Source organism: Paenibacillus tabacirhizosphaerae, assembly GCF_040812395.1.
GTDB lineage: Bacteria > Bacillota > Bacilli > Paenibacillales > NBRC-103111 > Paenibacillus_E.
In genome coordinates, this window is sequence record NZ_JBFNXH010000012.1 from 115,790 (window position 1) to 135,827 (window position 20,038).

The 20,038-nt window shown below is 48.5% G+C and carries 18 protein-coding genes and 2 pseudogenes; 6 read left to right on the forward strand and 14 right to left on the reverse strand.

Features of this window, described 5'->3' with window-relative positions; genetic code table 11:
* Positions 1–275 precede the first annotated feature (275 nt).
* From ABRS97_RS20020 to ABRS97_RS20035, 4 genes are read left to right on the forward strand one after another with little or no spacing between them, the layout of a single operon-like run.
* Complete coding sequence (locus ABRS97_RS20020) at positions 276–1,277, forward strand: ABC transporter permease (RefSeq protein WP_367816893.1); 1,002 nt, start codon at positions 276–278, stop codon at positions 1,275–1,277.
* Entirely contained in the window at positions 1,271–2,047 is a 777-nt protein-coding gene (locus tag ABRS97_RS20025; protein ID WP_367816895.1) for an ABC transporter ATP-binding protein, read from the forward strand. Before ABRS97_RS20020 ends, ABRS97_RS20025 begins: the two co-directional genes overlap by 7 nt.
* Before the next feature lie 32 nt (positions 2,048–2,079).
* Positions 2,080–2,505: a FixH family protein gene (locus tag ABRS97_RS20030; protein WP_367816896.1), complete on the forward strand. Its 426-nt coding sequence runs from the start codon at positions 2,080–2,082 to the stop codon at positions 2,503–2,505.
* Between the two features lie 24 nt (positions 2,506–2,529).
* Entirely contained in the window at positions 2,530–3,075 is a 546-nt protein-coding gene (locus tag ABRS97_RS20035; RefSeq protein ID WP_367816898.1) for a TlpA family protein disulfide reductase, read from the forward strand.
* 422 nt (positions 3,076–3,497) lie between these two features.
* Here ABRS97_RS20035 and ABRS97_RS20040 read toward each other — a convergent pair whose 3' ends face one another.
* The 3 genes from ABRS97_RS20040 to ABRS97_RS20050 form a co-directional block, all read right to left on the reverse strand.
* Positions 3,498–4,532 (reverse strand): PAS domain-containing sensor histidine kinase, encoded by a 1,035-nt coding sequence (locus ABRS97_RS20040; RefSeq protein WP_367816900.1) that lies wholly within the window; start codon positions 4,530–4,532, stop codon positions 3,498–3,500.
* Positions 4,525–5,178: a response regulator gene (locus tag ABRS97_RS20045; protein ID WP_367816902.1), complete on the reverse strand. Its 654-nt coding sequence runs from the start codon at positions 5,176–5,178 to the stop codon at positions 4,525–4,527. The genes ABRS97_RS20040 and ABRS97_RS20045 overlap by 8 nt, the downstream gene beginning before the upstream one ends.
* A 64-nt stretch (positions 5,179–5,242) precedes the next feature.
* Entirely contained in the window at positions 5,243–5,698 is a 456-nt protein-coding gene (locus tag ABRS97_RS20050) for a GAF domain-containing protein (protein WP_367816904.1), read from the reverse strand.
* 221 nt (positions 5,699–5,919) lie between these two features.
* On the opposite strand from ABRS97_RS20050, the gene ABRS97_RS20055 reads away from it, so the two are divergent.
* A complete protein-coding gene (locus tag ABRS97_RS20055; protein ID WP_367816905.1) occupies positions 5,920–6,624 on the forward strand; it encodes a Crp/Fnr family transcriptional regulator in 705 nt (234 codons plus the stop codon).
* A gap of 19 nt (positions 6,625–6,643) precedes the next feature.
* On the opposite strand, the gene ABRS97_RS20060 is transcribed toward ABRS97_RS20055, so the two are convergent.
* The 9 genes and pseudogenes from ABRS97_RS20060 to ABRS97_RS20100 form a co-directional block, all read right to left on the reverse strand.
* Entirely contained in the window at positions 6,644–7,189 is a 546-nt protein-coding gene (locus tag ABRS97_RS20060; protein WP_367816906.1) for a hemerythrin domain-containing protein, read from the reverse strand.
* Between the two features lie 1,827 nt (positions 7,190–9,016).
* Positions 9,017–9,448 (reverse strand): universal stress protein, encoded by a 432-nt coding sequence (locus ABRS97_RS20065; protein WP_367816907.1) that lies wholly within the window; start codon positions 9,446–9,448, stop codon positions 9,017–9,019.
* 81 nt (positions 9,449–9,529) lie between these two features.
* Complete coding sequence (gene pruA / locus ABRS97_RS20070) at positions 9,530–11,098, reverse strand: L-glutamate gamma-semialdehyde dehydrogenase (protein WP_367816909.1); 1,569 nt, start codon at positions 11,096–11,098, stop codon at positions 9,530–9,532.
* A gap of 26 nt (positions 11,099–11,124) precedes the next feature.
* On the reverse strand, positions 11,125–12,039 hold the full coding sequence (locus ABRS97_RS20075; protein WP_367816911.1) for a proline dehydrogenase family protein: 915 nt from the start codon (positions 12,037–12,039) through the stop codon (positions 11,125–11,127).
* An 87-nt stretch (positions 12,040–12,126) separates the two neighbouring features.
* Complete coding sequence (mreB, locus tag ABRS97_RS20080; RefSeq protein ID WP_367816913.1) at positions 12,127–13,176, reverse strand: rod shape-determining protein; 1,050 nt, start codon at positions 13,174–13,176, stop codon at positions 12,127–12,129.
* A gap of 503 nt (positions 13,177–13,679) precedes the next feature.
* Entirely contained in the window at positions 13,680–14,048 is a 369-nt protein-coding gene (locus tag ABRS97_RS20085) for a hypothetical protein (RefSeq protein ID WP_367816915.1), read from the reverse strand.
* 144 nt (positions 14,049–14,192) lie between these two features.
* Positions 14,193–14,375, reverse strand: a pseudogene (locus ABRS97_RS20090) (ABC transporter permease); the annotation flags it as partial.
* A 9-nt stretch (positions 14,376–14,384) separates the two neighbouring features.
* A pseudogene (locus ABRS97_RS20095) lies at positions 14,385–14,486 on the reverse strand (DNA-binding response regulator); the annotation flags it as partial.
* A gap of 1,302 nt (positions 14,487–15,788) precedes the next feature.
* A complete protein-coding gene (locus ABRS97_RS20100; protein WP_367816916.1) occupies positions 15,789–16,667 on the reverse strand; it encodes a DMT family transporter in 879 nt (292 codons plus the stop codon).
* Positions 16,668–16,821: 154 nt separating this feature from the next.
* Between ABRS97_RS20100 and ABRS97_RS20105 the strand changes: the two genes are divergently transcribed.
* Complete coding sequence (locus tag ABRS97_RS20105) at positions 16,822–17,697, forward strand: LysR family transcriptional regulator (RefSeq protein WP_367816918.1); 876 nt, start codon at positions 16,822–16,824, stop codon at positions 17,695–17,697.
* On the opposite strand, the gene ABRS97_RS20110 is transcribed toward ABRS97_RS20105, so the two are convergent.
* Positions 17,691–18,398 (reverse strand): thioesterase II family protein, encoded by a 708-nt coding sequence (locus ABRS97_RS20110; protein WP_367816919.1) that lies wholly within the window; start codon positions 18,396–18,398, stop codon positions 17,691–17,693. The two genes, ABRS97_RS20105 and ABRS97_RS20110, sit on opposite strands and share 7 nt — an antisense overlap.
* Before the next feature lie 101 nt (positions 18,399–18,499).
* On the reverse strand, positions 18,500–20,014 hold the full coding sequence (locus ABRS97_RS20115) for a phytoene desaturase family protein (protein WP_367816921.1): 1,515 nt from the start codon (positions 20,012–20,014) through the stop codon (positions 18,500–18,502).
* Between the last annotated feature and the right edge of the window lie 24 nt (positions 20,015–20,038).

A 20,038-nucleotide genomic window follows, 5' to 3' on the forward strand; every position in this document is an offset into this window, starting at 1 on the left:
TCCAATTGACTTAATAATACCAATATCTGGTATCTATTCTATGTATTCATTCGCTTGATGTCAATACTAAAAATTTTAAAAAGATTGGATTGACAGCGCGTGGGCAGGGTGATAAATTCATATTAAACGAATGGGAATTATTGTATTTAAATGTATTGTGTTCACTAGTTCACTGGAAACACAAATCGCTGCGGGCGATTTGTGTTTTTTTATATGAAGTGAATGCTCTCGAAGCCAAATGTCTGGCACAAACATGAAGGAGGTTAGCAGCTGTTATGGAATCTGCCGAGCATCTTATTATTAACCAAGGTGTGCGTTCGCACCACTGGATTCAATCCGTCTTTTCAAAACGATCGCTGCCTGTCGTTGTCATCTTGTTTTCGCTTCTCGCGCACCTGTTGGTGCCAAACCGGCAAGTCGTAGCTTCTAATTCCGCTTATACCGGAATTCTGTTGCTTCTGGCCGTATTTTATGCGGGATGGTCGTTCTTAGCGGTGTGGAAACCGAACGTGAAGAGCAACCTGTCAGAGCATGCGCCGCTAGCTTCGCTTAGTTTATTTCTTTTCGTTCTCTGGGAGCTTCTCACGCAGAAATGGGGCCTGCTGCCAATGCCTTATTTCCCCTCGCAAATCAAAGTGCTGGATGCGATCATCCACGAATTCGACAGTCTGGCCGTAAGTACGGCTTATTCGCTTAGACTGCTCGTCCTCGGGTACACAATCGGAACCATCCTGGGTCTCGCTACAGGCATTCTGATGGGTTGGTACCACCAATTTCGCTATTGGGTCAATCCGTTTATCCGTATTCTAGGCCCCATTCCTTCGACCGCTTGGATTCCCATCGTACTGGTCGTATTCCCGACAAGTTTCTCTGCCAGCGTCTTCCTGCTTGTCCTCGCCGCCTGGTTCCCTGTCACCGTCATGACATGGACGGGAATTTCGAATGTGAATAAATCTTTTTTCGAAGTTGCTAAAACCTTGGGAGCCAATGAGCAATATTTGATTCGAAAAATCGCGATTCCTGCCGCTTTCCCGCAAATTTTTATCGGCTTATTTATGGGCACGGGAACCTCATTCGTCACTTTGATTGTCGCCGAAATGCTGGGCGTGAAAGCCGGTCTCGGCTTTTATATCACGTGGGCGCAGGGTTGGGGCGAATACTACAAGGTGTATGCTGCTCTATTCATTATGGCACTGCTCTTCTCTGGGATCATCACGCTGCTCTTTAAAGTGAAAGATAAAGTGTTAATTTGGCAAAAGGGGCTGATCAAATGGTAGCCTCGCCAGAAAGAGGAAGCATCTCCGTCCGCAAGGTCGGCCGTGTCTTTCAGAATACGGATGGAGCAGACCTCGTCGCGCTCAGCGATGTCAATTTGGATATTAAGGCCGGCGAATTCGTATCGTTAATCGGCCCCAGCGGTTGTGGCAAGTCCACACTGCTGCGCTTGATCGCCGGCCTTGACCAACCGACCTCAGGAACCGTTTCCCTGGATGGGGAAGTTATTGAGGGTGCTCATTACTCGCGGGGACTCGTTTTCCAGGACCCTACGCTGTTTCCATGGAAAAATGTGTGGGATAACGTAGCCAGCGGGCTGGAAGCCCGCGGCATCCTCAAGCAGCAAAGCCATGAGGTTGACGCCTACATCAACCTGGTAGGCCTAAAAGGCTTCGAGAAGGTTTATCCACATATGCTGTCAGGGGGTATGGCTCAGCGCGCTGCGTTAGCGCGAGCTTTGGTCAACCACCCGAAGGTGCTGCTGCTGGATGAGCCGCTTGGCGCTTTGGATGCCTTCACGCGCATGAATTTGCAAGATGAAATTTTACGCATCTGGCGCGAACGCGGAACGACCATGGTGCTCGTCACTCATGACATAGACGAAGCCGTCTACCTTAGCGATCGCGTGATCGTTATGACGCCGCGGCCTGCGGAGATTAAGGAAATTATCGATATTCGCCTGCTTAAGCCGCGGGCGCGCAACAGTCCCGAATTTTTCAAATATCGTTCAGAGATTCTTGAAATTCTCCACCTTGTTCCGGAGAAAATTTAACGCCAACCTGCATGTAGAAATGAGGATCACTTATGAGATTTCGCTCGCTGCTCCCTCTCCTCGCACTGCCCGTCCTGCTTAGCGTTCTCCCGGCCTGCGGCTCGGCTGGAACGGCTACAGCGGAGGCGTCAGGCGTGAATTCACCCGGTCAGGAGCTGAAGATTGCTTTTTCGACGAGTCCGCAAACCATTACCACAGGAACTCCTGTGAATCTGACAGCTGTGCTGACCAAAGGAACCAAGACGGTCAAAGACGCCAATGTTATCCTTGAGATTTGGAAAGCGGATCAAGATGACGGCGCTCATTATCAGCAGGAAGCCAAGTATGATGCCGCGAGCGGCTATGTGCTGAAAGGCTCCTTCGTTGAGACTGGCGTTTACTATGTGCTCGTTCATGCCACCACCTCAGATGCCCATCAGATGATTTCCGCCAAATTTGAAGTCAGTGAAGCGAAATAAACTGGCGCGCGGAGGTCGACGACAATGAAAAAAACAACGCAATGGGCCATTCTTGCGGCCATTCTTATTTGTCTGGGCTTTGTCTTCTACCAGCACCCCTCGGCGTCCAAATCCGCTCTGCCGCCGGGAGAAGGCGTAGAGATCGGTCTGAAAGCTCCCGGCTTTGCGCTTGAAGGGCTTGACGGACAAACCTATTCGCTAGCCTCTTTCCAAGGAAAGCCCACCATCGTGAATTTCTGGGCTTCCTGGTGCGGTCCTTGCGTCGATGAGGCGCCTAACTTTGCCAAGCTCTATGAGACACATGGTTCGGACATCCACATCGTGGCGGTTAACCTGACAACGCTCGATTCTCTCGAAAAAGTGCAGGCATTCGTGCAGCGATACAATTTCCGCTTCCCCGTAGTACTGGACAAAACAGGTGAAACTGCCGCCAACTACCGTATCCAGCCCATTCCCTCGACTTTTTTCCTCGATAAAAATGGTGTTATTGTCGATGCCATGTTAGGTGCTCTTGACGCCCAAACGCTAGATCAAAAAACGAAGGACTTGCTGAAAGGCTCGTCCTTGTGAAAAAAGTCGGAGACAGTTAGTCTCCGACCTCTCCGACCTCGCGCCGCCGTATATACCGTTCGGGTTACGGCGGTTTCTGTCATTTTCCGTACTGCGTTGTATCTGTCCGATAAGACTGAGCGGATCGCTTTGCGTGGAACAATGAGACGCTATTCCCCGGGAAAGTCCCATTTTTAACAATAAAGCGGAACGGGGGTACGCTATTCAAGGATTTGTGGGGCATAGATCCCACATTTGGTGCGAATAGCGCACTCACGTTCCGCGAAATCAAGCAGCAAGCGCAAAAGCCGGTCAATAGCGTACTCACATTCCGCTGGCCGAGCACAACGAGCAATCGCCATTGCACGGCTCGCTTGCTCAAGCCAGAACACGCTGAGCGCTCCACCGCACTGCTGCGCTTTCCCGGCAGCTAGCCCGGTTCTTCATTGCGTCTGTTTCGGCACAAGCAACGAAACAGTCGTTCCTTTGCCTGGTTCCGATTGCAGGACGAACTGTCCGCCCACGCTTTTGGCGCGTTCCTCCATGCTGAGCAGGCCGACGCCTTTGGCGTTTCTGTTCCTAATAAATCCCTTGCCCTTATCTGAGATCGTAACCTCTACATCGGATTCGCCTTCATGCACATACACACCTGCCTCGGAGACGTCCGCGTATTTGGCAATATTTTTCAGCGCCTCTTGGATCACCCGATAGATTGTCGTTTCCACCAACGGATCCAGACGTTTTCGCAAATTATTGTCCAAACTAACGCGAATCCCGTAATGCTCCGCATAATTTTCAATGTATGTGCGGATCGCCGGAACGACGCCAAGATCGTCCAACACGGAGGGACGAAGCTCCCAAGCCAGACCGCGAACTTCTTCGATAACGGACGAAATTCCCTGCCTCAGATTCATGAGTTCCGGGTTCCGCTCTTCCCCCATCAACCGATCCATCTGGATGATCAAAGAAAACAAGCTTTGTCCGATTCCGTCGTGCAGCTCGCGGGAAAACCGGCTCCGTTCCTCCTCTTGAATCTGCATCACCCGTGCCATCAACTGCTGTAGCTCTTCTTCGACTTTTTTCAGCTGCGTGACCTCGTTGCGTATAGCCATGTATTGATAAGGAGTGCCTGATTCATTCAAAAATGGCACAATCGTCGTATTCACCCAGTAATACGAACCGTCTTTTGCTTTATTTTTAATGTCCCCATGCCACACTTTACCTGCTGCTATCGTATGCCACAGATCTGACATGAACTCTTTGCTATGAAAGCCGGAGTTAATAATCCGATGATCCTGCCCCAAAAGCTCCTCCCGGCTGTACTTGGAAATTTCACAAAACTTATCGTTTACATAACTAATTTTGCCCTTGTGATCAGTTGTTGCAACGATCGAAGACTCGTCCAGCGCAAATTTAACATCAGCCAACTGTTTAAGAGACTGCTTCAGAACTTCGTCGTAGGGAATTTCCTTATTCAAAGTTCAACAGTCCCTTCTTCGCTGCATATCGGACTAATTCAGGCCTTGTTCGCAGTCCCAGCTTTTCCATGACATTGCTTTTGTGCGTTTCTACCGTCTTCACGCTAATAATGAGCTGCTCGGCAATCTCCTTATTCGAAAACCCTTTCGCGATGAACGCAAGAACTTCTCTTTCCCGTTCTGTAAGGGATTCATAGGTTCCCGCATGCTCTCCGTGCTTAAGCTTTTCCAAGTATTCCTTCATGAGTCGTTTCGTTGCGGTTGGATACAAATACGCATTGCCGGTAGCAACGCATTGAATGGCCGTTACGAGTTCTTCGTGCGGAGCGCTTTTCAAAATATACCCGGAAGCTCCGGCATGGATCGCTCGAAACAGATACTCATCGTCATCGTGCATAGTTAGAATCAAAATGGCTATATCGGGGATTTGCTCTTTTAATTCTGCTGTCGCAGTGAGTCCATCCATCCCCTGCGGCATATTGATATCCATCAGCACGACATCCGGTCTGAGCTGCTTCGCGCAATCAATGCCTTCTTTCCCATCTGCCGCTTCGCCGGCGACTTCAATTTGATGCTTGCCATGAAGCAGATGCATGAGCCCGGATCTCACTACAGCGTGATCATCGACAATAAGCACTTTAATCATGTTTTTCCTCCTAAACGAACCTCTTTCCCCTATCATATCAAAAAATCGACTTCTCACCTATCATTCATTGTACATGTTCATGAATGAGCTGCCCCAGAAACATAGCGAATGTCGGTATCGCTTCTTGAGCGTGATCGATCTCATCTGGTTGATAGACGGATTGAGTACGTTTGCCGAGGAACAAAATTCCCGTAATGGCGGATTCCAGATAAATAGGAAATGCGGCTGCTGTCTTTAATTGTTCCGCAAGCATCAGAGGGCATTCAAGCCGGGCCCAATCCCGATCCGAGCTCCCGTCATCGAGTTTCGCCCACCTGCCGAATCGCAGCACGGAACCCGACAAGCCTTGCCCTACTTTGATCGTCATATGTTTGTTTCGATCATTTTGATTCCCGGTTACATAGGTCCAGCGGAATCGCTGCTGAGGATCATGAAGCCGAGCCAGCGCAGCAAAATCGCTGGACGTCAAAGCGCGCAGGCCTTCTAATGCCTGCATGAGTTGTATACCTGCATCAGTCATGTTGATCACCTCCAACGTTGCGACTGACCACCTCGTCACTGTCGTTTATATTTCATTGTAATCTTTCCGCAGGCGGTTGTAAGTCAGGGAAACTCCTGATTTCCGCATCAGGGTTTACGAAGAATTTGGAGCATCAAAAAATCAGTGGAACTCCCGATAACCCGTTGTTTCCAACTCATTTATAATGAGATTAACAACGAAACCGAAGGAGCTGTTGGCCAATGATGACCACAACCAGCAAGGGGATTTCCAATTATTTCTCAGCCGAAAATTTCAATCGATTGCAAAGCATCATGTATACAAAACATGCGAATAAAGGGGATTACCTCTTCTGGGAGGGCGATCCGGCCGACAAATTGTATTTTGTGCATAAAGGAGGCGTCCGCAGCACGAAAGTTTCGGAGACGGGTAAAAACTTTATTTTGTACCTCTATCAATCGGGAGATATGTTCGGCCAAGTCGATCCTTTTCATGACTCGGTCCAAAGTATAAGCGCCGAAGTGACAGAAGATAGTGAAATTGGCGTAATGCTGAGGAAGGATCTCGAAGTGTTGTTGTGGCAGCATGGCGACCTGGCTATCGAATTTATGAAATGGATGGGGCTTGTTCACCGGATGACGGAAACGAAATTGCGCGATTTGATGATGTTCGGGAAGCCTGGCGCCCTCTGTTCCCTGCTTATCCGGTTAAGCAATTCCTATGGAAAAAAGCAAGGAGAGCAAACATGGATCGACTATAAAATCAATCATACCGAAATCGCCGATATGATTGGCGCTACGCGTGAGAGTGTAAACCGTATGCTCAGCGAGATGAAAAAGGCAGACGTTGTTGAATTCCAAAGCGGACATATTGTCATTAAGGACCTGGTCTATTTGCGCGATATTTGTCATTGCGAGAATTGTCCTGTGGATATTTGCAGAATGTGAAGCTCAAACCAGGCCCATCCTAGGAGAAGAAATATTCAAATGCCGTAAAAACTTGCTCTGTCAGCGGAAAAACCAGATGTTCTTCCATCGTAATATGATCATTTAAAATGAAACAAGCTTGCAGCAGATGCGAGGCCGCTTCCTCTACGTTTTTTTTAGAAGCGAGATCCGGTGTGAGTGCATGCATTGCCTCGTTAAACGACTGTATGAACGAATCGGCCAGCTCATGGTCCTTCTCAAGTACCCAAAAGGATGGCAATATGGTTGGCCCCGTCTCAAACCCGAAATAGGCTTGGAGGAAGGCGAAAAGTTCCTGTTCCTCCCAGTTTGCGTGCCGCTCTAATTCCATGACGAAATCAGCGGTTGCATGTTGAAGAGCTCGTAGGGCGTGATACGCTTTAAGCGGGTCTTCCAGCAGCCAAATTTCCTTGGTATGCAATTCTAAATTTCTTATTTTGCTTCTCAAGCTGGCATGCTCTTCCTCCCAACGTTCTACTGCTTTTGACAATTGTATAGGATTAGCAGCAGCCATTCCCAGCTTGTAACCTGTCGCTGTATACAGCATGGTTCCATCCCTCCTAAAAGATACCCTTAGTTCAGTTCCTTCCTATGCTCAATAGTCGACTTCCTTATATGCCGAATTTTGCTTCTACGATTGTATTTGTAATTGCCATGTTGATGTCACTCCCTCGCTATTTTCACGACCCGTTGAATTAAGGTTTCCTTATGAGATAAGCGTACAATGTTAAGCAGAGATCCACTATGATTTTAATCACATCGACAGAAGAATCTTGAACCTTGTAAGCGAAGCTTGGAAGGTGCTGGCTTTTGCTGACGGCCAAGACGATAAGAATAACCCTAGCGACGAAGCGCTTCTGCAGGCCTCCACGGGATGAACTCGGAGTTGCTGGGGGGAGGCACGTCGGGGCACGCCAGGGCACGTCAGGGCACGTCAGGGCACGTCGGGGCACGTCCGGCACGTCAGGGCACGTCAGGGCACGTCAGGGCACGTCAGGGGTACTGTTGCGGGATTGAGTTGCCGTGCCGGAGCACTAAACTGCTGGAGTCTGAGCTGTGGGGATGTTACGGTGCCGAAGAGCGCTATGAAATGCGTAATCGTGACTCAGGCTTCAGCTAGGAACAGTTCGAGCGCTGATTGCGCTCTATTTACGCCTAGCTCACGCTCTATTCATGCCCAGCTCGCGGAACTACAGTACGCTATCACCCTGCAAAATCCACCTTTCATCCGTTCAACGGAACTACGGTGCGCTAATTAGGTTAATATGAGCTTAAGACCTCTAGTTTCCTACAAATAGCGAACTGACGTTCCGCAAATTCATCAATGAGCCCAAATGGCGATCCATAACGCACTCACGTTCCGCTCGATCCGTATAAAGAGCATCTTGCGTAAGCGACGCTGTCGCTCAGCGAGATACGTAATCGTGACTCAGGTTTCAGCTAGGAAGGTCCGAGCGCTGATTGCGCTCTATTTACGCCCAGCTTGCCCAGCTCACGCTCTATTCATGCCCAGCTCGCGGAACTACAGTACGCTATCACCCTGCAAAATCCACCTTTCATCCGTTCAACGGAACTACGGTGCGCTAATCAGGTTAATATGAGCTTAAAACCCCTTAAAACCTGTAATTTCCTACAAATAGCGAACTGACGTTCCACGAATCCATCCAATGAGCCCAAATGGCTATCCATAGCGCACTCACGTTCCGCTCGACCCGTATAAAGAGCATCTTACGTAAGCGACGCTGTCGCTCAGCGAGATACGTAATCGTGACTCAGGCTTCAACTAGGAACAGTCCTAGCGCTGATCGCGCTCTATTCATGCCCAGTTAGCACTCTATTCACGTCTAGCTCGCACTCTGTTCACGCCCAGCTCGCGGAACTACAGTGTGCTATCACCCTGCAAAATCCACTTTTCATCCGCTCAGCGGAACTACGGTGCGCTAATCAGGTTAATACGAGCTTAAAACCCCTTAAAACCTGTAATTTCCTACAAATAGCGAACTGACGTTCCGCGAATCCATCCAATAAGCCCAAATGGCGATCCATAGCGCACTCACGTTCCGCTCGACCCGTATAAAGAGCATCTTGCGTAAGCGACGCTGTCGCTCAGTGAGTTGCGTAATCGTGACTCAGGCTTCAGCTAGGAAGGTCCGAGCGCTGATTGCGCTCTATTCACGCCCAGCTCACGCTCTATTCATGCCCAGCTCGCGGAACTACAGTGTGCTGTCCCCCTGCAAAATCCACTTTTCATCCGCTCAGCGGAACTCCGCTGATTAGGTCAAAACGCACCTGAAACCCATAAAGGGTTGGCAAAGGTTACTCAACAAAAAAGCGACCTCAACGGTCGCTTTTTTTCGTTCCTCTATCCAATCGCTTATTTCACAACAAGAACCGGCTTCTTCGCATGGTGAACCACATTATGGCTGACGCTGCCCAGCACGAATTCACCAAAACTGCTCAGTCCCCTGCTACCGACAACAATGAGATCAGCATCAATTTCATCCGCATACTCGATAATAGTTTTAGCGATTGGCCCTTGTTTAATTTCGATATGCGTGTGCGTGAAATCGACGATTTTCTCTTTCAACTCCGCAATAATCTGGTCCGAAAAGTCCACGTAATTGTTCTCGATGGAGATAGGAGGAATAACGATAGACGTACCGACAACATACGTAGGTAGATTAAACACATGGATAATTTCCAATTTCGAGAAATGGTTAAGTTTGGCTAATTTCAAAGCGGAATCCAGCGCCTTCACCGAAGCTTCGGAACCATCATAAGCAACTAATATTTGAGCGTACAGCATGTTCGATCACCTCTTTGTTTTGGATACGAACATCGTAAACGAATTCCGCTTCAAGGGCTGTGATGTTTATCACTCTGATCCTTATCTCTTGCGAGACGTTATTTTCGCCTGCATGAAGAGCAGCAGGTAATCATAACCGCCGGCTTTGGAATCTGTCCCTGACATATTGAAGCCTCCGAATGGGTGTACGCCGACCAACGCGCCTGTGCATTTGCGGTTAATATACAAGTTTCCGCAATGGACAGTTTCCATAGCCGCCGCGATACGATCCTCATTCGCAGAAAAGTAGGATCCTGTCAAACCGAACTCGGTATCGTTATAGAGCGAAATCGCATCCTGCCAATCTTTCGCTTTGGCAAGCGCCAATACAGGCCCAAAGATCTCTTCCTGCATAATCCGCGCTTTGCCGGTCACGTCACCGAAGACGGTCGGCTGAATATAATAACCGTTGCCTTCCGCTTTCCCGCCGCCGGCTAGCAAATTGCCTTCCTGATTGCCAACCTCGATATAATTCAGGATCCTTTCGTATGAAATCTTATCGATGACCGGGCCCGCGGGGAAATTATCCTCCGGCAGACCGATCCCCAGCCCTTTCGTCAAAGCAACTACTTTATGGGCAACGGCATCATAGACGGATTCTACGATGATTGCTCTTGAGCCAGAGGAGCATTTTTGCCCTTGGAACCCGAACGCGGAGGCGACAATCGCTGCGGCTGCCGCATCCAGATCAGCCGTTTCATCGACGATAACGCCGTCTTTCCCGCCCATTTCTGCAATGACGCGTTTGATCCAGATTTGGCCCGGAGCGGTGTCAGCAGCCAGCTTGTTGATGCGCAGTCCCACCTCTTTGGAGCCGGTGAAGCTGATGAAGCGCGTCTTCGGATGCATCGTCAAATAATCGCCGATTTCCGCGCCGCTGCCCGGGATATAAGATATGACACCGGCAGGAAGGCCGACTTCCTCCATTAATTGAACAAATTTATAGGCAATCACCGGGGTTGCAGACGCAGGCTTCAACAGAACCGTATTGCCCGCCACTACCGCTGCAACTGTCATCCCCGCACATATCGCAAGCGGGAAGTTCCAAGGCGGAATGATGACGCCAACGCCAAGCGGGATATAGGCGATGCTGTTATCTTCACCCGCAATTTTCGCTAAGGGCTGCGTGTCATTGATTTCGCTCCATCGGATGCTTTCGCGTGCATAGAACTCCAGGAAATCTATAGCTTCTGCGACTTCTACGTCCGCCTCTGCATAGTTTTTGCCTGCTTCCAGAATCAGGAGCGCCGAAAATTCATGCTTCCGCTCACGCATACGTTTTGCAGCCTGGATCAAATATTCCGCACGTTCGCGTACAGGCACCCTTTTCCACGATTCGAACAAGGCGAGCGCGGCTCCCATCGCTTTTTCCGCCAATGCCTGATCGGCTTTGCTGACGTAGCCAATAACTTCATCCACATTTCCCGGGTTCAGGGACTCGATTTTCGCTTCGGTCATTACCTTCTCAGACCCGATATGGAGCGGGTAATCTTGGCCTAGCTCCTTTTTCACGTTGGCAATAGCGGCTCTTATCGCTTGCTTATTTTCATCGGAAGTAAAGTCGGTAAACGGTTCATTCGCATAAGCGGGTATCTTAGCAAATCGGCTCATGGGTGCGGCTCCTTCCCCTTTCGGGCTTATTTAAACAAATTTTTAAGAACAAACCAGCCATTAGCTGGCCGTTCCGCCAAACGCCTCATCAAATAGCCAAACCAATCAACCCCATACGGCACATAAACGCGAACCCGGAATCCTTCTTTAACCAGTTGGTTTTGCAAATCTTCGCGAATGCCATACAGCATTTGAAATTCAAACTGATCCCGGGAAATCCCGTTCTCGCTTACAAGCTGTTTCGTAAAATGGATGATCGCTTCATCATGGCTGGCAATCGCCGTGTAATGACCTTGCAGCAGATGCATGCGAATTATTTTTCTGTAATTGTCGTCCACGTCCTTTTTTTGTGCAAAAGCTACTTCGGCTGTTTCCTTATAAGCGCCTTTGACAAGACGCAGGTTAGCTCCAAGCGCGTGCAAATCCTTGATATCCTGCTCAGTACGGAACAAATACGCTTGAAGAACGATCCCCACATTGTCGTAATGCTCCCGCAGCTCGCGGTAGATATCAAGCGAGACTTGGCAGTGCGCATAGTCCTCCATATCGATTCGCACAAAGTTTCCGCGCTGTCGGGCTTCCTCCAGGATCCGCTTCATATGGCTTAAGCAAATTTCCTTGCTGATATCCAGCCCGAGCGAGGTCATTTTCAAAGAGAGGTTGGACCTCACCTCCGAGCTTGCGATCGCCGCTAACGTGTCGATGCACATATCCGCTGCCTGCTTCGCTTCTTCTTCAGAGAAGATGAATTCTCCGAGATGATCCAGTGTCGCGAGCCGGCCATCCTGATTGAGTGCGCGCACAGCGTCGACCGCTTGCATGAGGCTCTCACCGGCTACAAAACGGGCAGCGCCAAACCGAAGGCCGAATCTTTTGGCTAATCGATTCGCGGAGCGGCTTTTGCCTAATGCCTGAAACATGGTTCTCAGCATCGTTTCCATACGATCGCCTCCGTTAGACTCACTTCCTCTTCTATCATATGCAAAAAAATAAGCTTAGTCCGCGAAACTCAGACTAAGCTTACTTGATTACGATTGAACGACTGTCGTTTCTTCAGGCATCTCCTTCTGCGATGCGGGCCGCCTCTTACTTCCCTGTACGCCCAGCATCATCCCCGTGCCGAGCGCTGTACATTCAAGCGGGAAATCTGCAATATGGACGGGAACCCCTGTCTCTGCGCGGATCCGCTCATCAATGCCTTCCAGCAGGGCACCTCCTCCGCACAGCAAAATCCCCTGCTCCATCACATCTCCTGCCAGTTCAGGCGGGCATAGCTCCAAGGTCGCGCGAATCGCCTCGATCAGTATACCCAGGAAATCATTCATAACCGTGAATATTTCCCCGGAGGTTAACCGGATCGATCGCGGCAATCCATCAATCAAATCCCGTCCCCGAATATCGAGCGTACGCTCTACGCAATTCGTGCTGGCCGTACCAATTTGCTGCTTGATGGCCTCTGCGGTCCGTTCCCCAATCTCCAGATTATACTGCCGTTTCACATAATCCTTAATGTCACGATCAATCGACATGCCTGCCCGGTTGATCGTATGGCTGGCAACGACGCCTCCGAGCGATAAAATCGCCACTTGGCAGGTACCGCCGCCAATGTCGAGCACCAAATGCCCCATCGGCTCGTCAAGCCGAAGTCCCGCGCCCAATGCTGCTGCCAAAGGCTCCTCAACCGTTATCGCCTTTTTAGCGCCTTTGTGCACGACAGTTTCTTCAATGGCCCGTTTTTGCACATTCGTAATTCCGCAAGGCACCGAAATGTAAATTTGAGAGCTTCTCAGGAAAGATCCCCGGCCTTGAATTTTTTTTATAAAATATTGAAGCATGCTGCTTGTTTTGTCAAAGCTGGCGATAACGCCATTCGTTAACGGATACGTGATATCCACATGAGCAGGGGCCCGGCCAATCATCGCTCGCGCTTCCGTGCCTGCGGCGAGCAGCTCGCCTGTATGTTGATTCATCGCGATGACAGATGGCTCATTGAGCACGATCCCCTTCCCCTTTTCGAAAATAACCGTGTTCGACGTTCCTAAATCTATCCCATATAATTTGTCAAATTGCTTGAACATTACACATTTCCTCCTCATTCAAGTGTCTAATCATAGTCTGGAGGTGGAGTACACGTATGTATAGTATTCTTTCTTTCTTGCCGATTTGTGGGGGGAGGCAGCCAAATTGGGAATAAAAGGCCAAAATTGTGGCTAACACGATGCGGCGGCGCACAACGCGCGCCCGAGGAGGAGATACTGCTGGACCATGCACAGCGATATCGACGGAACTACGGTGCCTTATTCCACGGTAACGTCCCTTTTCTCCCCCCTGAAGCGGAACTAGGGTGCGTTAAATGAGCGAAAACGTGCCTGAAACCCAGCATTTCCTGCTCATAACGCACGGTAGTTCCGCGAAATGTCCCTACAACCGAAAATATCACCTCTTAACGCACCCACGTTCCGCTCACTCGTGCAAAAAGACGATTTACCTCAGATCGAGGCGGTATTTCGAAAAAAACTCAACCCGATGTCGGATTGAGTTCTTCTTTACCATTTGAAAAACGAAATCTTTATGCAAAGCTTTATTTCATGCCGGGGGAGCCCAAGCGATTTGTGGAAGGCAAGAAGGCGGTAGAAATGGTCTCAATGGGACTCGCAGGTTGCTCAATGAGTCGTAATCTCTCCGAAAGTTCCAGAAACCAAGCCTCGTCTCGCGCCGTTAAAGCAATATCAATTAACGCTTTAATAAGCCCTTCATCTTGCAATGAAATTACTGTCTGCTTTTTTAATCGATGCTTAGGCACACTTATGATGGTTCCAATAATCTCTTCGTTATCTGATTGAAGAACGTTCACGTTCACCTTCACATCATGAATCGATTCAATATAACCCTGTATAAGCTCGCCAATTTCCGTTTTGCCTTTCACCCAGTCGCTTATCTCAAAAGTCATTTTTCTACACCACCTGTCATCAGATATTAAAATCTTTTGTATACTGTAATAATAATATTTACAGTTAGATTTGTCAATGCCAGGTGAATATTTGGGTATGTGCCTATGCGGAACCTACACAATTATACGGTATCATCGCTATCGAATTGGGCAGAAAAACATGAGCGACAACTGCCCGTTCACTATTTCCCCGAGTTCTCCCCTGCTTAATCCAGTCTTCGATATCATATGATACTGCTTCTCGTCCCGCTCTCTATCGGCATACAGGCGGAAGTAAATAAAGCTTGCCGCGAACGTAAAGAACACAAGCCCAACCAATAAGCTAGAACGCGCTCAAAAATCGTTAACCACAATCCCCTCACCCCCATACTTCCGGATATAAAATTGTAGCAAATCTGCAATTTTCGGATCGTCTTCCACGATCATTATTCGATACATGAGGAATTCTTCTGAGTTAAATTTAAAATTTCTGGAACAGCTTTTTAAGTTGAAGATTGCTTCTTCTCCGCACAATCCATACATAACAGGGAGTTATCTTCCAATACTACACCGTTAAGAAAACCGGATTGACAATAAATCGGCTTCCTGCATGTTTGACAATGACCAACTAACTCCTGCACTAGGATCGCCTCCTAAGCTTTATTCAGTTTATACGTATGCGAATGTTCCCTTGTCAATTGTAACATATTCCCAATAATGGGGAGTAGCAGCGACATAAAACCCTTTCTATACCCATACGTCCAGGCATGGGGAGGGAATTGGGTATGTTATTGGGTATGTTATTGGGTATGTTATTGGGTATGTTATTGGGTATGTTATTGGGTATGTTATTGGGTATGGGATTCCAACCGCTATCGCTTTCCCACCCCACATCCATTCCCATTTGTTCTGCTCTGTGCTGCCGTCCACTTCTCTTTTCCCTAACCGATCCTCGATTCGGTATTCCTATCCATGAACACCCCTGTAAGATTCCGGGTACATGTCGCCTCCGCAAGCTTCGCATGAAAACCGAGGAGGTACTGCCGGATCTCCCATGCCCCATGCACAGCGATATCCACGGAACTACGATGCCTTAATCCACGGTAACGTCCCTTTTCTCCCCCTGAAGCGGAACTAGGGTGCGTTAAATGAGCGAAAACGTGCCTACAACCCAGCATTTCCTGCTCATAACGCACGGTAGTTCCGCGAAATATCCCTACAACCATAAATTCCACCGCTTAACGCACCCACGTTCCGCTCACCCGTGCAAAAAGACGATCTATCACAGATCGAAGCGGTAAATGTAAAGAAAACCTTCCCCGACAATAACCGTCAGGAAAGGTTAGGTTCATGCTCTACAATCTCATTAACGCCCTGCGTTCCGCGTGCGGCTTGCACAGCTTGCAGACGCCAACCACGCTTCCATTCTCATCCGCGTAGAAGGAAAGATCCGATATCTTTTTCCGACAAAACGAACAAGGTTGCTTGCCCTTGCTTGTATCGGATGATGCACTTCTGCGTTTGGGCAGGCGAATCACCTTATTGGAATTACGCTTCTTTTTCATCCTCGAAACCACGCTATAACCGCATACGAGTGCAAGAAAAAGGATCGCAACAAAAAATATCCACTTCATAAACGAGTCCTTCCTTTCTTCAAGATACCGTTATCCGCTGATCGTAAACAGGATGGTTACGTTCATTATATCATTCATTATTAGATGTCAGGACAATTTTGGCCCTTGGTTCCCAAAAATGATTATATCAGTGCCCAACTGCCAGCCTTGCAGCCACTCTCTTCTTCTCCCAGTTGACCAGAAAAATGCCGGCGCAGATAAAGGCTCCGCCTAATCCTACATACCATTCCACCTTCTCGCCAAGCAGCAGCCAGGAGGAGAGAACGCCGAACAATGGGACTAGAAAGAGAAAGGAGCTCGTTTTGGCTGGATCTCCATTTCGCAGCAAATAGAACCAGACCGAGAACTGAACAATGGAGCAAACAATCGCCAGCCATAATACAACCGTTATGGATGCGCTTGTGATCATAAACGTGGGCCGCTCGGTGAGCAGGCTGAGAATGAGCAGTGCGCTGCCGCCGGCAAGCATTTGGTACGCGGCGAGAACGGTCATATCGAACGCTTGACCCCACCGTTTAATGAGCAGTGTCGCCGTAGCGAAGCAAAGTGCGCCTGCGAAGGAAATGAAGGTGCCCGGGTTGATGTCCATATGGAGGCCGAACGTAATGACGACGCCGACAAAGCCGACAGCGACGCCCCACCATTGGCTGCCGCGATACACAGCTCCGGTCAGCAGCTTCCCGAGGACGATGACAAGCAGCGGATTCGTGCAGGTGATAATAGAGGATTCGCCTGAAGTAATCCATCGCATGCTGTAGTAAGCGCAGCCCATCACGCCTGCGGATTGGAATAGCCCGATTACCGCAGCCTGCAACCACATCTTCGCACCGCGAGGCCTGGCTTTCTTCACGACGATGATTGCCAGCAATCCGCCTGCCAACACGAAGCGGATACCCATCAGAAAAAAAGGCGGTGCATAGGCTAGACCCATTTTACCAACTGGAAAGGCAATGCCCATAATCAATGTGGTCAATACCACAAGACCGATATACTTGAATTTGTTCATTCCGATTCCCTCCCCGTCACTCTTTTGTAAGTGATGATGTTATTGTAAGCGAGGAACGGTTTTATGTATAATGATTGTTATAGATAGTATATATCATAAATAATGATGATAAGAACGAAACATTCCCTCATCCCATATAAATGGAGGTTATTACATGGATAGCTCAGAATTACGCGTTTTTCAGGCGGTTGCCCGCGAAGGCTCCATCACGAAAGCCGCCATGCGGCTGGGATACGTGCAATCCAATGTGACCGCGAGGATTCAACTGTTGGAAGCGGAACTCGGCACCGTGCTCTTCGTACGCCACAATCGAGGCATGACGCTTTCATCAAGCGGCAACATGCTGCTCGAATATGCAGATAAAATCATAGGCCTATTGGATGAAGCGACGAAGGCTCTCTCTTCTGAAGCTGAACCAAGCGGACCGCTGAAGATCGGGTCGACGCAGACTGCTGCGGCAGTCCGGCTGCCCAGATTGCTGACCTCCTACTATGATCGAAATCCGAATGTGCTGTTGTCCCTCACAACCGGGCACACACAAGTATTGATAGAAAAGGTACTTCACTACGAGCTCGATGGCGCCTTCATCGGATGCAAATGCGATCATCCGGAGCTTCAATCGATTCCGGCTTACGAGGATGAGCTTGTTATTGCATCTGCAGCGTCAGTTGCCGATCTCAAAGAAGCCGTCATGAAGCCCATTCTCGTTTTTAGTTCAGGATGCTCCTATCGGGACACCCTTGAACAGTGGCTGCGAGCAAGCGGTTTGACGCAATCGATCATCATGGAATTCGGTACGCTTGAGGCGATCATCGGCTGCGTATCGGCAGGTTTAGGCATTTCACTCCTGTCCAAAAAAGTGATTCTTAGACAAGTGGAGGAAGGCACTATCCGCGCGCACGCCCTTCCGGATTCGTTTAGCTTCATGAAAACGGAATTCATCACGCGCAAGGATTCCTTCGTGAGCAGCGCCTTACGCGCTTTCATTGACGTGCTGCCGAACATGGAGAAAGACTTTAAACATCAATAAGTGTGAAATACAGCATTTATCCGCCCAACAATTTCCTTCTCGTGCACTTGATTAAAAAAGTGCCCTCCGTTAAACTCGACGTAGTTTACCTCCTTACTGAAAACGGCATTCCAATCTCTAATGTTTCCCAGAAGCGATTGGTCATGGTTTCCATATAAAACGGTAACTTTGTTATCCAAAGGTTCGGATTGGCGGCGATATTGATAGGTCTCGACAATCCGAAAATCGGCTCTCATCATCGGAAGGAAATAACGAAGCAATTCTTTGTCAGCCAAAACCTCCTTTGTCGTACCGCCTAAACGTATAATGCGATTCAAAAAATTCTCGTCTGAAAGAATATGTTCACATTGCGCAGGCGGTTTCGCGTGAAAAGGAGCGCTTTTCCCTGAGATGAATACATGCATCGGTTGGATAAATTGGCGCTCTGTTATTTTTCGAATCGTCTCATACGTAACCAATCCACCCATGCTGTGACCGAAAATGACATAATTCCTGCACTTCACGGTGCTATGAATTTGCATAACCACATCTTCTGCCGCTTCCTGTATATCTCTGTAAGGCGATTCATTAAACCTTTTCCCTCGACCGGGATATTCAATAGGTATGCATTCAATCGATTCGTCCAAATATGCTTTCCAACTGTTAAATGTTGAGGAGGACCCGCCAGCGTGCGCTAAACAGTATACTACGTTTGGCTTCAATAGAATCACCTCTTTACTACGATTAGATAATGGGAACAAAGAAACCGTAAGAAACTCCGATTCGCAAAGTCCCTTACGGTTCTGGCAACAACGAATCTCAATTATTGAATGGCCTCAATCGAGTAATTTACGGTTGGATAAGCATGTTTGCTCAGAATATGTTCTGCTGTCTGTCTGCCGGACCGCATGACGCCATAAGCGCCATGAACATTCCGTGTCCAATGCCCGGCCAAATATAAACCTTTCATCGGAGTCTCCGGTCCCATGTCGTTCATCCATGGTTGATTAAATGATTTCATCCAGCCGTAAATGGCGCCCTTACTGTTGAGCGTATACCGTTCAATCGTTCGAGGGGTGGCAAATTCCTGGAGTACGAGCTTATTTTTGATGCCGGGCAATTTCCTTTCCAATAAATCGACGTAATGTTCTTGTAAAAAAGTCTTTCCCTTTTCTTCCCTAATTTTCTCGATGTGGTCCGCATCGCACATGGACATAAACGTTACTACCGAATAACCTTCCGGCGCCAGCGTCGATTCTGCGACCGAGGGGCAGCAAACGGATATCCATGGTTCGTATTTTTCCTTAAGCGGATCATAGAAAAAATAATTTTCGTCATTCATATCGCCGTCCGGAATCATAAACAGTTCATGCATAAAATCTTTGTTATGCGGATCTGAATCCCTGACGGCCCCATAGAGCACCACCGCAGATTTGGAGGGGGTCAACTCTCGCAACCGTTTCTGATAAGAATCAGGGAGATACGCCTCTCCTAGCATCTCCCGGTACGTTTTCATCATATCCGCGTTAGAAATTGTAATAGGAGCATAGTATTTATTTCCTTTGTGATCGATCACGCCTTGTGCCTCTTGGCCATTGTGGATAATACTTTCCACTCTTCGCTTGACTTTGATCTCGCCGCCTTTGGAGATAATATACGCCTTCAACACGTCGGCCATTTGCTGCGAGCTGCCGCGTGGATAAAAGGCGCCGCCTCTGTAGCTCATGATTAGACTCATCATGTAAAGGGCAGAAACTTGGCTTGCCGGAACTCCCGCATAACCAATTAAGGAGCATAAAATTTTGGAAGTATGGGGATGCTTGAACTTTCCATGCAAATATTGAGCAAAAGACATTTTCTCAATTTCCATCAGTCTCATTAGTGTTTTCGAATCTACGTTGAAGTCACCTTTAAGCAGGATGTCACCGATCTGCTTGATTTCCGCCAATATTGTCCGAATGGACTGCCTGTCTTCCGGAAACCATCGCTGCATACGATCTGCTAATAAATCTGCATTCGCTGGAATATCGTAATGGTCATTTGCCACCTGCACCCGATACATCGGATCGACTTCCATAAATTCGATTTTATCCGATAAACCAAGCTTCTCGTAGATCAAATGGAGTTCTCCGCCCTTTTCGCATCCGCCAACGAGATGAATGGCCGCATCGAAGAGGAATTGATTTCTTCTGAAGGAACTGGCGCATCCGCCAACGACATAATGCTGCTCAAGCATCAGAACATTTGCTCCGGCTTCAGCAAGCAAAGCGCCGGCTGTCAATCCGGCAAGCCCCGTTCCGATGATAATTACATCATAGTCTTTATTAACATTGTCCATAGCTATGACCTCCAACACAATGTA

What these genes read in the sequence shown, in the direction of transcription:
- ABRS97_RS20085 (WP_367816915.1), bottom strand. Translation starts at nt 14,048, where the DNA reads ATGACTTTTGAGATAAGCGACTGGGTGAAAGGCAAAACGGAAATTGGC.
- ABRS97_RS20020 (WP_367816893.1), top strand. Translation starts at nt 276, where the DNA reads ATGGAATCTGCCGAGCATCTTATTATTAACCAAGGTGTGCGTTCGCAC.
- ABRS97_RS20100 (WP_367816916.1), bottom strand. Translation starts at nt 16,667, where the DNA reads ATGAACAAATTCAAGTATATCGGTCTTGTGGTATTGACCACATTGATT.
- ABRS97_RS20075 (WP_367816911.1), bottom strand. Translation starts at nt 12,039, where the DNA reads ATGGAAACGATGCTGAGAACCATGTTTCAGGCATTAGGCAAAAGCCGC.
- mreB (WP_367816913.1), bottom strand. Translation starts at nt 13,176, where the DNA reads ATGTTCAAGCAATTTGACAAATTATATGGGATAGATTTAGGAACGTCG.
- ABRS97_RS20115 (WP_367816921.1), bottom strand. Translation starts at nt 20,014, where the DNA reads ATGGACAATGTTAATAAAGACTATGATGTAATTATCATCGGAACGGGG.
- ABRS97_RS20060 (WP_367816906.1), bottom strand. Translation starts at nt 7,189, where the DNA reads ATGCTGTATACAGCGACAGGTTACAAGCTGGGAATGGCTGCTGCTAAT.
- ABRS97_RS20035 (WP_367816898.1), top strand. Translation starts at nt 2,530, where the DNA reads ATGAAAAAAACAACGCAATGGGCCATTCTTGCGGCCATTCTTATTTGT.
- ABRS97_RS20050 (WP_367816904.1), bottom strand. Translation starts at nt 5,698, where the DNA reads ATGACTGATGCAGGTATACAACTCATGCAGGCATTAGAAGGCCTGCGC.
- ABRS97_RS20030 (WP_367816896.1), top strand. Translation starts at nt 2,080, where the DNA reads ATGAGATTTCGCTCGCTGCTCCCTCTCCTCGCACTGCCCGTCCTGCTT.
- ABRS97_RS20065 (WP_367816907.1), bottom strand. Translation starts at nt 9,448, where the DNA reads ATGCTGTACGCTCAAATATTAGTTGCTTATGATGGTTCCGAAGCTTCG.
- ABRS97_RS20025 (WP_367816895.1), top strand. Translation starts at nt 1,271, where the DNA reads ATGGTAGCCTCGCCAGAAAGAGGAAGCATCTCCGTCCGCAAGGTCGGC.
- ABRS97_RS20055 (WP_367816905.1), top strand. Translation starts at nt 5,920, where the DNA reads ATGATGACCACAACCAGCAAGGGGATTTCCAATTATTTCTCAGCCGAA.
- ABRS97_RS20105 (WP_367816918.1), top strand. Translation starts at nt 16,822, where the DNA reads ATGGATAGCTCAGAATTACGCGTTTTTCAGGCGGTTGCCCGCGAAGGC.
- ABRS97_RS20045 (WP_367816902.1), bottom strand. Translation starts at nt 5,178, where the DNA reads ATGATTAAAGTGCTTATTGTCGATGATCACGCTGTAGTGAGATCCGGG.
- pruA (WP_367816909.1), bottom strand. Translation starts at nt 11,098, where the DNA reads ATGAGCCGATTTGCTAAGATACCCGCTTATGCGAATGAACCGTTTACC.